This window comes from Flagellimonas marinaquae (assembly GCF_003992675.1).
Taxonomy (GTDB): Bacteria; Bacteroidota; Bacteroidia; order Flavobacteriales; family Flavobacteriaceae; genus Flagellimonas; species Flagellimonas marinaquae.
On record NZ_RZMZ01000014.1, the window covers coordinates 80,954 to 95,112 of the forward strand.

At 43.7% G+C, this 14,159-nt stretch carries 14 protein-coding genes; 5 read left to right on the forward strand and 9 right to left on the reverse strand.

The window, feature by feature from the left end:
* The first annotated feature begins 21 nt into the window (after positions 1-21).
* Positions 22-654 (forward strand): MOSC domain-containing protein, encoded by a 633-nt coding sequence (locus EO130_RS07875; protein ID WP_127140975.1) that lies wholly within the window; start codon positions 22-24, stop codon positions 652-654.
* Between the two features lie 52 nt (positions 655-706).
* Here the strand turns inward: EO130_RS07875 and EO130_RS07880 are convergent, their stop codons facing one another.
* A complete protein-coding gene (locus EO130_RS07880) occupies positions 707-1,084 on the reverse strand; it encodes a hypothetical protein (protein ID WP_127140976.1) in 378 nt (125 codons plus the stop codon).
* Positions 1,085-1,296: 212 nt separating this feature from the next.
* Between EO130_RS07880 and EO130_RS07885 the strand changes: the two genes are divergently transcribed.
* Positions 1,297-2,169: an AraC family transcriptional regulator gene (locus EO130_RS07885; protein WP_127140977.1), complete on the forward strand. Its 873-nt coding sequence runs from the start codon at positions 1,297-1,299 to the stop codon at positions 2,167-2,169.
* Between the two features lie 5 nt (positions 2,170-2,174).
* Here EO130_RS07885 and EO130_RS07890 read toward each other — a convergent pair whose 3' ends face one another.
* Entirely contained in the window at positions 2,175-2,945 is a 771-nt protein-coding gene (locus tag EO130_RS07890) for a S1/P1 nuclease (protein WP_127140978.1), read from the reverse strand.
* A 149-nt stretch (positions 2,946-3,094) separates the two neighbouring features.
* On the opposite strand from EO130_RS07890, the gene EO130_RS07895 reads away from it, so the two are divergent.
* From EO130_RS07895 to EO130_RS07905, 3 genes are all read left to right on the forward strand, one after another.
* Positions 3,095-5,293: a DUF5916 domain-containing protein gene (locus EO130_RS07895; protein WP_127140979.1), complete on the forward strand. Its 2,199-nt coding sequence runs from the start codon at positions 3,095-3,097 to the stop codon at positions 5,291-5,293.
* 90 nt (positions 5,294-5,383) lie between these two features.
* Positions 5,384-6,646, forward strand: coding sequence for a DUF819 family protein (locus EO130_RS07900; protein ID WP_127140980.1), 1,263 nt, complete (start codon positions 5,384-5,386; stop codon positions 6,644-6,646).
* Positions 6,647-6,690: 44 nt separating this feature from the next.
* The gene (locus EO130_RS07905) at positions 6,691-7,389 is read left to right on the forward strand and encodes a DUF4369 domain-containing protein (RefSeq protein WP_127140981.1); all 699 of its coding nucleotides are present in this window, start codon (positions 6,691-6,693) and stop codon (positions 7,387-7,389) included.
* Here EO130_RS07905 and EO130_RS07910 read toward each other — a convergent pair.
* The 7 genes from EO130_RS07910 to EO130_RS07940 all read right to left on the reverse strand — a co-directional run.
* A complete protein-coding gene (locus EO130_RS07910) occupies positions 7,386-7,658 on the reverse strand; it encodes a hypothetical protein (RefSeq protein ID WP_127140982.1) in 273 nt (90 codons plus the stop codon). The genes EO130_RS07905 and EO130_RS07910 overlap by 4 nt on opposite strands.
* Before the next feature lie 28 nt (positions 7,659-7,686).
* A complete protein-coding gene (locus tag EO130_RS07915) occupies positions 7,687-8,649 on the reverse strand; it encodes a type I phosphomannose isomerase catalytic subunit (RefSeq protein WP_127141239.1) in 963 nt (320 codons plus the stop codon).
* A 7-nt stretch (positions 8,650-8,656) separates the two neighbouring features.
* Positions 8,657-9,064 carry a 6-pyruvoyl trahydropterin synthase family protein gene (locus EO130_RS07920; RefSeq protein WP_127140983.1) on the reverse strand — a complete coding sequence of 136 codons (408 nt, stop codon included), beginning with the start codon at positions 9,062-9,064 and terminating at the stop codon, positions 8,657-8,659.
* Positions 9,061-9,594 carry an isopentenyl-diphosphate Delta-isomerase gene (gene idi / locus EO130_RS07925; RefSeq protein WP_127140984.1) on the reverse strand — a complete coding sequence of 178 codons (534 nt, stop codon included), beginning with the start codon at positions 9,592-9,594 and terminating at the stop codon, positions 9,061-9,063. The genes EO130_RS07920 and idi overlap by 4 nt, the downstream gene beginning before the upstream one ends.
* 57 nt (positions 9,595-9,651) lie before the next feature.
* A complete protein-coding gene (locus EO130_RS07930; protein ID WP_127140985.1) occupies positions 9,652-10,605 on the reverse strand; it encodes a PorP/SprF family type IX secretion system membrane protein in 954 nt (317 codons plus the stop codon).
* Between the two features lies 1 nt (position 10,606).
* Complete coding sequence (locus EO130_RS07935; protein WP_241244323.1) at positions 10,607-12,655, reverse strand: T9SS type B sorting domain-containing protein; 2,049 nt, start codon at positions 12,653-12,655, stop codon at positions 10,607-10,609.
* Between the two features lie 2 nt (positions 12,656-12,657).
* Positions 12,658-14,159: hypothetical protein (locus EO130_RS07940; RefSeq protein WP_164732901.1), on the reverse strand; the 1,502-nt coding region annotated here is incomplete at its 5' end.

Sequence of the window (14,159 nt, forward strand, 5' to 3'; positions counted from 1 at the left end):
GTTTTTTTATAACTTTCCGTTATGAAAGTCATCTCAACAAATTTAGGGGAGCCGACAAAAATCAATTGGAACGGCAAACAAACATTTACGGGTATCTACAAATATCCTGTGGATCAACCTATTTATCTGGATACCGAAGATGTGCAGGGCGATACCGTTGTGGATCGCAAATACCATGGCGGCACATTCAAAGCCTGTTATTTGTTCTCGGCGGACAATTACAATTATTGGAAGACGAAATACCCCCACTTGGAATGGGACTGGGGCATGTTCGGGGAAAACCTGACCATAGAGGGCTTGGATGAATCGAAATTACAGATCGGAAGCAGCTACAAACTGGGAACAGCCTTGGTACAGATAACACAACCTAGGGAACCTTGCTATAAATTGGGCATCCGGTTTGGCAATCAAAATATACTGAAAGAGTTCATAGACCATGGGCGGCCGGGCACTTACATTCGGGTTTTGGAGCCAGGTACCGTATCTAAAGGTGATTCCATGGAACTGGTAACAGCATCGGAAAGCACTTTGACCATAGCACAGTTCTATGAGCTGCTTTTTGCCAAAGAAAAGGACCAGCATGTATTGCAACAGGCCCTCAACAATGAGGCCCTACCGTTGACAAAAAGGGAGAAACTTCAGAAATGGGCATAAAAAAAGGGGAGCCTCCCAGCTCCCCAATGCACATAAAAATTAACTAAACAAACTATCTTACAACCATTTTACTTTTGTAGGTTCCAAATTTGTCCACTACAACAATGGTATATTCTCCTCTGTAGGCTTTTTCAAAGTTGAATGCTTTTTCAACTACAATATCACCATCGATAGCTTCATCAAAAACAAGTCTTTGCTCGCTATCATATACCTTTAAAAGCACCTTTCCTTGGGAAACGTTCAAAAGGTTCATCATGATTTTTTGACCTTTCCTTACAAAAACTGGATCTAGGTTTACTTTTACCAAGTTCTTTTCAACTTCGTATTTGGCAACTGTTTTTTTACCAAATTCTGTTGCTGTTGTGTTGGCAACCGCAATTGTACTTATCAAAAGGGCCGCTGCTACTGTTAGATTCTTAACTACTTTCATAACACTTCGTTTTTTTAAGATTACATGACAAATGTAGGGAGCAATACTCCACATGAACACCACTCTTTTTTCCAGTTTATGTGCTATATTAACATGTTATATCATTTAACATAGTATTAATGATAAAATAGCATAACTTTGCGGTAATATTGTAGACATTTATATGATAGGTGTTGTTATACCTTTAAAGTGACGAACAAAATTTGCAGTACATGATTCAAAAACCAGCATTTGAAGCAATCGCCCCTAGTTTTGGCCACTCATTTACCTTTCAAAAGTTCAATGAAAGCAATGAGAACAAAAACAATGGTTGGCACTACCATCCGGAGCTGGAGTTGGTTTATGTGAACGGGGGCTCAGGAAAAAGACAGATAGGGAGCCATGTTTCCTATTACAGGAACGGTGACCTGATACTAATTGGTTCCAATTTGCCCCACTGTGGTTTTACGGATAAGCTTACCGGCAATAAAAGTGAGACCTTGGTACAAATGAAAGCGGACTTTTTGGGAAGTGACTTCTTCAACATTCCCGAGATGAAAAACATCCAAAAACTGTTCGAGGTTGCCAAAGGGGGCATCGCCTTTTCTGGAACAACCAAGATGAAGGTAGGGGAGAAAATGGAAATTTTAGAGTATCAGACGGATTTCCAACGTTTGCTCTCCATTCTCAATATTTTGAACATTTTGGCCACCTCCAAGGAAATGCACGTGCTTAATGCCGAGGGTTTTTCCATAGAAACCGAGTTAAAGGACAACGACCGAATCAATGTGGTCTTTAACCACGTGAAAACACATTTTAAGGAGGATATTAGTTTGGAACAGATTGCCGATATGGTGAGCATGACAGTACCTTCTTTTTGTCGATACTTTAAAAAGATTACCAAAAAGACCTTTACACAGTTCGTAAATGAGTACAGACTGGTACATGCCTCCAAGCTATTGGCCGAGCAGCCTATTAGCATCACCCAAGTATGCTACGACAGTGGTTTCAATAACTTTTCACATTTCAACAAATCTTTCAAGGCATTTACTGGCCAAAATCCTTCAGAATATAGGAACCAGTTGAAAACGGTTTTGCAATCCTAATCGCTTTAGGCAAATAGGTCGTTCAACACCTTGGCCAATCGAAGTCCTCCTTTTTGCAACTGCTCGAACAACAGCTCGTTGTAGTCGTAGGAATACCGATACCCCAACTTTTCCCCTATTTCCACGGAATCGTAGAGTTTGGCGCAAATCTGATGGGATTCGTCTACCCAGTCATAAATGGTACCCGCTTGGATTTGCTTCCTTTCAGTACGGCTAACCTCAACCAGTTCATTGGCCAGTTCGGTATAGGTCATGCCGTAAGATTCGATCAAATTTTTGTCCCATACCCGATGTAGGTTGCTGCCCTCACCAAACCATTGCACCTGAATGTCGTTGCCACCCTTATCCTCTGCCCTGCTCGCGTGCATGGGTTGATGAAGGTCTCCAATCAAATGGATGAGCATCTTTAAATAAAAGACCCGGTCCTCACGGCTATTGTTTTTGTCCTTTACCTTGGCCGTGCACTCCTCAATGGCCATTACAATATCGCCATATTCACTTTTCTCGGCATCCCGATAACTCGTTCCCAGTGGATAATTTACATAGTGCCAAGCAGAGTACTTTGAAAAGGCACGATCAGCTTTGATATCATCGGCAAAGGTCGACACGAATGCCAAACTGTGCCCATCCAGCAAATCGTTCAATGCCCTTTTGGCCTTCCCGGTCAAATGGGCCTCGGCAATTTCACCCGTGACGCGATGACCAGTTTTTCCCCAAGTGATATTTGCCAATACAATAACAGGAAGCAATAGCAATAACAATGTGATTTTTTTCATTTGAAACGAAGCTAAGGTTGACAAAAAATAATGTGATTTTTATTTCTGGAAATTTCTGAATGTTTTGGCAAAGAACAACCGATTTTAAAATTTTGGGATTTTTTTAACTATGTAAACTTTACATTTGTTAAACCAACTAAACTAAACCAATGCTCAAAAAAAGTTTTGTACTCGTTACAATCCTCTGTTCCTATGCACTGTTTTCCCAATCCAACACGAAAAGTTTTACCGTAAAATACATTGATGACATCATCAAGGTTGATGGCATTATGGACGAAAGTGTTTGGGACATGGCAGAGAGCGCCGCTGATTTCCATCAATATTTTCCAAGCGATACCACGCTTGCTTTTCAGCAAACGGATATTAAGATGCTGTACAACAATACTACCTTGTATGTTGGTATCAAACTGAACACCGAAGGTGATAATTATGTGATTCCCTCACTACAACGCGATTACCGAGCTGGGGGCAACGATAACATCAGTTTAATGTTCGACACCTTTAACGATGGTACCAACGCTTTCCTATTCGGGATGAACCCATACGGGGTGCGCCGGGAAGCCCTTATATCCAATGGTGGTTCCGGACCCAGTGGATTTACTACTTCATGGGATGTAAAATGGAAAGGTGAGACCAAAATCTATGATGGCTACTACATTTGTGAGTTGGCCATACCCCTCACCTCTTTTAAATTCAAGCAAGGTGAAACCAAATGGCGGTTCAATAGCTATCGTTTTGACATGCAGTCCAATGAAACCAGTAGTTGGATGAAAATACCACAAAATCAATTGATTTACAGCTTGGCCTTTATGGGTGATATGATTTTTGAAAAGCCCCTTGGTAAATCAAGAACACCAATGGCACTTATCCCTTACATCAATGGAATTTTGGCCAAGGATTACGAAAGCAATGAGGAATTCAACAATTTCAATGTCGGGGGCGATGCCAAAATTTCCATTGGCAATGGAATGAACCTGGATGTGACCGTAAACCCCGACTTTTCCAATGTGGAGGTGGACAATGTAATCGTTAACCTTTCCCGTTTTCAAGTGGCCTTGCCCGAAAGACGACAGTTTTTTATCGATAACAATGACCTTTTTGGTTCCTTTGGGAGCGAAAGGGATGCCAACCCCTTTTTTTCGCGAAGGATAGGTATTGCTAAAAATCAAGATGGTGAAACCATTGAGAATGGTATTGTTGGAGGAATCCGGCTTAGTGGTAAACTAAATGAAAATTGGCGGCTTGGTCTTCTGAACATTCAAACGGAAAAGGACGAGGAAAACGAGATTGCCAGTAACAACAATACCGTGTTGGCGCTCCAAAAAAAGATGTTCTCCCGTTCCAACCTCAGCTTCATTTTTGTGAACCGACAAAGTTTTGGAGACTACGACTTTCTGGAGGAAACGGATAGATACAATCGGGTGGTTGGCCTAGATTACAATCTTGCCTCCGCAGATAACACATGGACCGGTAAATTTTTCTACCATAAATCCTTTGCTCGCGAGATTGGAAACCGGAATGCATCAGGAGGTGTTGATTTGCAATACAATTCGAGGCTCCTCAACTTTGGCCTCCGCGGAAATTTCGTGGGCAACGATTTCCGATCAGACCTCGGTTTCGTGCGCCGGCAAGATATTGTGGCAGCCAGACCGTTCGTAGAGTTCAACTTTTGGCCCCAAAAGGGAAAATTGAACTCCCACGGTTTTCGATTTAACCCCAATGCAATTTGGCGGCCTACCTTGGATTATAAGAACACAGATTATAACATATTTTCTAGTTGGCAGGCCAGATTTAAGTCACAAGAAGAGTTTTCGGTACGGATGTTCAACCGTTACACTTTCCTCACCGAAGAATTTGACCCTACTGGAACAGATGGCGGGGTTGGGCTTCCAGGAGATATAGGCTACTATTATACAAGTTACGAAATGGCGTTCCAAAGCGACCGAAGAAAGGTATTTTCGTATTCTGTGCAACCGGGCTATGGTGATTTCTACAATGGCAATCGCTTTGTTATGGAAGGAGATTTAAGTTTGCGACTCCAGCCCAAGATGTTGTTTTCCGTTAGGGTCAATTATAACAGTATAAAATTACCGGAACCTTACGAAAGTGAAGATCTGTGGTTGATAAGTCCAAGAATAGACGTTACTTTCAATAAATCCGTTTTTTGGTCTACTTTGGTACAATACAGCAACCAAGCAGATAATTTGGGCATCAATTCGCGCTTACAATGGCGTTTTGCTCCCCTATCCGACCTATTCTTGGTATACAACGACAATTATTTCGTGAACACCTTTATGCCACGGACCCGTTCCGTCAATTTAAAATTGACCTATTGGCTGAATATTTGATAGGACATCCAGCGCATACTCTTGTAAATAGTAAATTGCCCGAACACACCCCTGTTATTTTCCTATATTTGAGCTTTTAGCTTAACATCTATGGACCAACTACCCTTTACCCAAGACACTATTATCTTTGGGCTGCTTTGCCTCTGTTTAGGCTTTGTATTTTATACTTCATCCATCAAAACAGGCTTTTGGAGCAAATTTTATAGCGTGGTTCCCACGGTACTCATGTGCTATCTGTTGCCAGCCATTTTAGCCAGTGTGGGAATCATAGACGAATCGTCTTCCAATACCTATTATGTAGCCAGTAGATATCTGCTGCCCGCTGCTTTGATTTTGATGACGCTCAGTATAGACCTGAAGGCCATCCTCAATTTGGGGTCAAAAGCTTTGGTCATGTTTTTAACCGGTACCGTCGGTATCGTAATTGGCGGACCCATCGCTATTTTGATCGTATCGATATTTTCCCCAGAAACGGTCGGTGGTGTTGGCCCAGATGCCGTTTGGAGAGGTTTGGCCACTATTGCAGGGAGCTGGATTGGTGGAGGTGCCAACCAAGCAGCGATGTTGGAAGTCTTTAAATACAATCAAGAAAGTTATGGGGGCATGGTCCTCATAGATATCGTGGTCGCCAACCTTTGGTTGGCCATTATTCTTTTGGGCGTTGGCAAAACTGATAAAATTGATCGTTGGCTCAAAGCGGACACCTCTTCCATTGAAGAACTAAAGGTAAAAGTATCAACCTACACCGAAAAAATAGCGCGGGTAACCACGCTGAGAGATTTGATGATGTTATTGTTCTTCGCCTTCGTGGGAGTTGGCATATCCCATTTGGCAGGGCATCACTTTGCCAATTTCCTGCAGAACAATTTTGAGGTGGTCCGAAATCCACAGAAAGTCCTGTCCTCTTTAGGTTCGGATTTCCTTTGGATGGTGGTTTTTGCCACAGTCATTGGTATTGGACTTTCCTTTACAAAGGCCAAAAATTATGAAGGTGCAGGGGCGAGCAAAGTTGGGGGCATGTTCATTTATATTTTGGTAGCGACCATAGGCATGAAAATGGACTTGGGCAGGGTATTGGACAACCCTGGACTTATTGCCATCGGACTGATTTGGATCACCATTCATGCAGGACTACTGATTTTGATGGCAAAACTGATAAAGGCACCCTTCTTTTTCTTGGCTGTGGGCAGTCAGGCCAATGTGGGTGGAGCGGCATCGGCACCCGTTGTCGCAGCGGAATTTCACCCTTCGTTGACTTCCGTAGGAATACTATTGGCCGTTTTTGGCTATGTGGTAGGAACGGCCGGAGCCTATTTGTGCGCTTTGTTGATGGAAGTCGCCTCCAATGTTTAATATTTTGAGAAGAATGTGCATCTTTGCCCAGCAAAAATTTTAAGATGAAGCGGATATTGTTTGTAATACTGATTGGAATCGCTGTGCTTGCCTGTGAAAAAAGTACGAAAAACACCATGAACCTTAGTGGTACTATTAAAGGGCTGAAAAAAGGGACGCTCTATTTGCAGCAGTTTAAGGACTCTACCTTGGTAGTGTTGGATTCTTTGCAAATCCAAGGGGATGGAAATTTCAGTTTTATACAAGAAGTGGAAGAGCCAGAAATTTTTTATTTATATCTGAAAAAAGAGGACAACAACGACATCAACGACCGTATTACCTTCTTTGGTGAGACAGGGAATATTGTCATCAATACCGCATGGAACACTTTTGATACCAATGCTGAGATTTCAGGGTCAAAATCACATAAAAAGTTAGAAGAATTCTATCAAATGGCTTCCAAATTCAACATAAGGGAGCTTGGCCTCATTCAACAAGGGTCTGCCCCAGAACTTCAAGAAGATTCCATTGCTTTGGATTCCATTCAGCGTTTGATCAATCAAAACACTATTGGCCGCTATCGTTACGCCCTTAATTTTGGGCTTAGCAATCCTAATTCCTATGCCACCCCATATATTATGATGACAGAGGCAAAGGAAGCAAATCCGAAATACTTGGATTCTATTTACAACAGCCTAGCTCCAGAAGTGGCATCATCGAAATACGGAAAAGAGTTTAAAGCTTTCTTGGACCAGGCCAATTAAGCTTCCAAACTGTTGAGCCGTTCCACAAGCTTGGTGGCCTTCTCTTCTAGTTCGTTACGGATGGACTTGAAGTGTGCTCTGGTGTCATCTACCTTTTTCTGGTTGATTTTATCCATAAGGTTATCGTAGACCTCAATGGCTTCATCAATGATTACGGTCCCTTCTTCGGATTCTTTGTTGCCGGAACCGGCTTCCCAGATATAAACTGCTTCAATGATGTCTCCCAATACATAATTGACATCCTTTTTTAAGTCACGGATACTTGGCATAACACTGTGGTTTTGATTAAAGATACTATTAAATGGTAACTTCTAAAAGTTTGGCGTGCTGGGTGTCGATTTCTACATGATGACTGGCAGCAGCCAGAAGAACAGTCTCGCCTCTTTTTATGGAAGTGCTCCCCTGATTATTTTTTATGGTCGCTTCACCTCCTACGCACATATAAATGGTAAATGAGTCCCTTTGGGTCAAATCTTGTTTCATGGGTTTGCTCAACTCCATAAAATTCGTTTTAAAATAAGGGCAATCGACCATGCTATTAACTTTGTCCCCTTCTTTGGAATAGTTCACACGGAAATCGTCCTTTTTTTCGTAATCGATGGCATCTACGGCCAAACTGGTATGTAGTTCCCTTAAATTACCATCTTTGTCCCTTCGGTTGAAATCGAAAACTCTATAGGTAATATCTGAAGTCTGCTGGATTTCGGCCAATAGCACGCCTGCACCAATAGCATGAATCTTTCCCGTGTTGATAAAGAAGGTATCCCCTTCTTTAACCTCTTCATAGTTCATCAAATCGGTCAAGGTGCCCTCTTCAAGACTTTTCACATATTCTTCTTTCTCTACATCCTTATTGAATCCTACAATGAGTTTGGCACCTGGGTCGGCATCCATAATATACCACATCTCTGTTTTCCCGAAGGAATTGTGCCTGCTCTTCGCCAGTTCGTCGTTGGGGTGCAATTGGATGGAAAGGTCTTGTTTGGCATCAATAAACTTGATGAGAATGGGGAAATCGTTCCCAAAACGCTGCACCACACTGTTCCCCAAAAGTGCATTGCCTTCCTCTTCCATCATACTTTGTAGTGAAGTGCCCTCCAACTCACCATTGGACACCACGGAAATATCTCCCTGCACACCTGAAAGTTCCCAGCTTTCACCGGTAATATCGCTTTCAATCGGTTTGTTCAGCACTTCTTTTAACTTGGTTCCTCCCCATAGGCGTTCTTTGAGGATAGGTTTAAATTTTAAGGGGTACAGATTCATTTTATCCGGTATAGGTCACAAAATTTCGAGGGGTTTCGTAGAGCACTACTTCCAATTCCCTTTCAGCATCGATATGGGGCCTGAGCTTATTCCAAATGACCACGGCTATGTTTTCTGCCGTAGGATTCAAATTCTGGAATTCGGGTACGTCCAAATTCAGATTCTTATGATCAAAAGGGTCCAACACCTGTTCCTTGATAAGATCCTTGAGCACCTTGAGGTCGATCACAAATCCAGTTTCTGGATCAATCTCCCCAGTTACGCTCACAATCAAATCGTAGTTATGGCCATGAAACCTAGGATTGTTGCATTTGCCAAAAACGGCATTGTTCTTCTCTTCGTCCCAATCCGGCCTGAACAATCGGTGCGCTGCGTTGAATGTTGCCTTCCTACTTGCCTTTACTTTCATTGTACAGGAGTGTTTTCCATTAGGTGATCGTAGAAACGTTCAAAAATAATCTTGAACCATGCTGTATATTCTTGAGGATTTTGGTCCATATCCTTTTTAATATCTTCTGGATACATCCATTTCCAATCTTCCACCTCATCTGGATTGATGTGGGGCTCATCCTCATAATATCCTATCATAACATGATCAAATTCATGTTCGGTGAGGCCATTGTCAAAAGGGGCCTTGTATACAAAGTGAAACAACTCCTTGAGTTCCGTGGTAAAGCCCATTTCTTCCATAAGCCTGCGCTTACCTGCCTCTACATTGCTCTCCCCTTCCCTTTGGTGACTACAGCAGGTGTTGGTCCATAACAAAGGGGAGTGGTATTTGTCCTTGGCCCTCTGTTGTAGCATGGTTTCACCCTTTGCATTCATCACAAAAACAGAAAATGCCCTATGGAGCAGTGCTTTTTCGTGTGCTTCCATTTTGGGCATTAAGCCAATGGGTTCGTCATGTTCATTCACCAATATTACTTTTTCCTCTTTCATACGGTAAAAATATGACCTTTGAGGTAAAATAATAGGGTAAAGGCTTGTAAATTCTTCCTAAAAGAAGCGTGGTGATTTTAGGTTCCCGATATTTCTGATGAAATCGTACCTGAGGATAATCTCAAAGGAACCATCATTAAAGGTAGCAGCACCAAGCTCGGTGATTTCACGATCGTAGGCCAAGCCCACCATAAACTGGTCGGATAGCATAAAACCAAAAAGACCACTAAAGGCTGCATCCCATCGATAGGCAACCCCCGCTACGAATTTTTCATTGAACATAAAGTTTGCGGAAAGATCCAACTGCAATGGTGCCCCTTGAACGGCTTTGGTCAAAAGTGCCGGTTTAAACTTTAACATAGGATTCAGGTCCCAAACATATCCCGTAATCAAATATAGGGTCATCTGCTCTTTGGCCGTGGAGATGGATGATGTATCAAAATGTGTGGTTTCCAGTATCCTTGGGGCTGATAAACCTGCATAAAATCTATCGGTATGATAGTACACCCCTGCTCCAATGTTCGGAGAAAATTTATTCTGAATATCCTGCTGTGACTGCAATTGGGGGTCTATTTCAAACTCATCGAGCTCGGAGAAGCGAATATCCAACATATGGGCACTGGCCTTAAGGCCAAAACTCAACCTTCCTTCCCAAGAGGTTTGAATGGTATAGGAAAAATCAACATCAAAATAAGTCTCTGAAGTGGGTCCGATCTTATCATTTACGATGGAGAGCCCAAGACCTACACCACGATACCCTACTGGGGTGTGGAGGTTCAATGTTTGGGTCTCTGGAGCACCGTCAAGTCCCAACCATTGGTTGCGATAAAGGGCGGCAATGCTCAAATGTCCGCGCGAACCTGCATAGGCCGGATTGACACTTACGGTGTTGTACATATATTGGGTGTACTGTGCATCCTGCTGCGCCTGTACGTTTACCGCTCCCAAAAATAGAAGGGCAATCAGCCATTGGATGTGTATTTTAATTCGCTTTTTTCTCACAGTAACCATCTTATCTATTTATGTATATATAGCCCGTTAGCTGTTTCATATTTCCACTTGTTTCTTGATAATCGATAACATAGAAGTAGGTACCTACAGGCAATTTATTGTCTTTATCCACGGTCACCCTTCCTTGGGATGTCCCATCGAATACATTTCCGCTGGAAGCGTAGGCCTTGGTCTGGTAGACCATTACACCCCATCTGTTATATATTCTTACCGTGTTGTTCGGATAGTTTTCAAGTCCACGGATCTCCAAGGTATCGTGTACGCCGTCGCCATTAGGTGTAATAACATTAATGACATCAACTACTTCTTCATCAACGGTGGCCTCACCCAAATCGGGGTCTAGATAATTAGGGATACCGTCCTCGTTGGAATCGTCATTGGCATAATTGCCATCTCCGTTCATATCCTCATCAATGGTCTCAATACCGTCATCGTCGTCGTCAGAATCCCTAAAGTCTGGAATGCCATCTCCATCATTATCGGGCAACGCTGTAGTTGGGTCGTCCATCTCGTCATTGATATCGATATCAATCATGGTTTCACCTTCGTATCCATCGTCCAAACCATCATTATCCTTATCGGAACCGATCAAGGTTACCTCTGGTACTCCATTATGGTCTAAATCGTGTCCTTCAATAGCATCCGGCACATTGTCATTATCACTGTCTTCATCCACATAATCTGGAATACCGTCATTATCGGAATCCAATGGAATCAGTCCAAGATTGCCGTCGGCTTCATAAGCATCATCCAGGCCATTTGTGTTGGCATCTGCCATGCTGGGCGCAAGATATCCCAGGGCAGGCTGTGCCTCAATATTGTCAGGAATTCCATCATTATCACTATCGATATCGAGGTAATCTGGAATTCCATCCCCATCGGTGTCCGTTGGGTTGGTTGATGGATCATCATCGCTGTCCGCATTCAAATCCTCGAAGACGTCCACGATGCCATCGTTATCACTATCGATATCGACGCCAAGGTCATTGACGATGACAGTTACTGTTGCGGTATCACAATTTCCGTCATCATCACAAACAGTATACGTAAAGGAGTCTGTACCGGTAAATGCGGGGTTCGGCACATATATGATATCGTCATCGGAAGGATCATTGGCTGTTCCATTGTCGTTTAGCACAACTGTTCCGTTTGATGGGTTGGTCACTGTAATCGTTCCTAGGGTTGGTATATCATTGTCATTTGCTCTCCAAGATATCGTGGCATTGACACCGATATCCGTGGAAACCGAATCATCCAAGGTATCCACAATGGGCACCACATCAATGGTCACGGTCGCGGTGCTGCAATCCCCGAAGGAATTACAAATGGTATAATCAAAACTATCACTACCATTATAATCGGGATTTGGGGTGTATGTGACCACATCATCGGAAGGGTCGTTAGCTGTACCGTTGTCATCAATACTCACCGCTCCGTTCGCCGGGTCAGTGGTTGTTAGCACTCCGGTTGTAGGTATGTCGGTATCATTGTCGAAAATGGGTACAATGACCGAAATGTCCTCGTTGACAGCAATCAGGTCATCCGACAGATTAGCGGCTTGACTCATACACACCACCGTAAATCTGGGAAGTGCCGTGCTGTTCCCTACTTTGGTTATTGTGGCCACATATCGCATCACGGTCTGTGTGCTGGTGACCGTGGGTCTAGATTGATCACCTGTCAAAGCAGGACTCCAGCTTACGGTAGCTCCCGAAGGGACACTGGCCGAAATATCCAAGGTCACCTGATTATTGGGTGCCTCACAGTCGGTCAAAATAAAATACCCCGTTGCATTGGAGCCACAAAGCGTACCGTCGTAAGTGGCAAAATAGATGCCGGGTTGGGTCGCTTCGTAGAATGAATTGGTACCAAGAACTGTTGAGGTATCCGATGCTTCATACCAACGGTAATTGGTTTCATCTTCAGTATTGGGCGCCTGCAACAAAAATTGGGCGCTGGCAAGGTTCATTCCCAAGAAGAAAATGAATAGTCCAATGAATAAAGACTTATATGAGGTGTCGGATTTCAAAATAGATTTGTCTTTAGTCATTACTATTTTACCACAAACACTACGTTGATCAATGCGTTGTAATCAGCTGGTTGACCAATAATATCGTAGGTCAACACCCCATTGGCATCAATACTCATATTGTCGAACACCGTAGGGTCTGCATAGGTTACGTAATAATACAATTCGGCTGCACTATAGGTTGGAAGCGCTGTTGGAGCTCCTGCACTTGATACTGCTGGGGTTCCATATTGTGCAACGTACTGTGCATACAAATCCACGGTTCTTCCTGTTCCATTTGATGACGCATCAATGGCTATGGAAGGAGGGTAAAATATTCTTGCCGCTTTTGATGTAATCGGTGCTATGTCTTGAATGACATCTTCGACCGTAGCCTCTGTATTGCCGTCTCCATCGACATCTACAGGCGAATCTGAATTCACTTGTGCTGCCGTTTGGTCGTCGGTATCGATATCAACCAAGGCTACTTGAAGTGTACCGTTGCTATCCTCTATTTCGAGATTGGCTCCACTTACTTCAAAACGCGTATTGATTTCGTTTGTGACACTAGCGTCCGCATCGTCCACATTGTCCACATTGTCTGCGAAGTCTGCAGGAACTCCCGATAGGCTGCTCCACTGTCCGTCGAAATCGTCGGTGCTGTCGGTATCCAAATTTGGGAACTCGTTGTTCACCGCAGTGGCCACTTGGGCATCGGTCAATTGGGTATCGTTGTCAATATTATCCGCAAAACCTGCTGGAATCCCAGTCAAGCTGCTCCACTGGCCATCGAAATCGTCGGTGGCATCCAAATCTAGATTTGCTGGAATATTGGTCAAATCGCCAAAGTCTCCAGAAAAGTCATCCGTACTGTCAGTGTCCAAATTCGGGAACTCGTTGTTTACTGCTGTGGCTACTTGGGCATCGGTCAATTGTGTATCGTTGTCAATATTGTCGGCAAAACCTGCTGGAATCCCGGTCAAGCTGCTCCACTGTCCGTCGAAATCATCGGTGGAATCCAAATCCAAGTTGGCAGGGACATTGGTCAAGTCTCCAAAGTCACCACTGAAACCGGATAGGTCAAAATCGTTGCCGTTCGGGGTCACTGTTACCGTTCCGTCGGTCGAAGTGATGGTCTGCAATTCGTTTGCGGGGTCGTTGTCCGCATCGTCAACATTGTCCACGTTATCGGCGAAGTCCGCTGGAACACCTGTCAAACTGCCCCACTGTCCATCGAAATCGTCGGTGGCATCCAAGTCCAAATTGGCAGGCAAGTTGGTCAAATCACCAAAATCACCGCTGAAGCCGGACAGGTCAAAATCGTTGCCGTTCGGTGTTACCGTCACCGTTCCGTCGGTAGAGGTGATGGCCTGCAATTCGTTAGCCGGGTCGTTGTCAGCATCGTCAACATTGTCCACATTGTCTGCGAAGTCTGCTGGAACACCTGTCAAGCTGCTCCACTGTCCGTCGAAATCGTCTGTGCTGTCGGTATCCAGGTTTGGGAACTCGTTGTTCACCGCAGTGGCCACTTGGGCATCGGTCAATT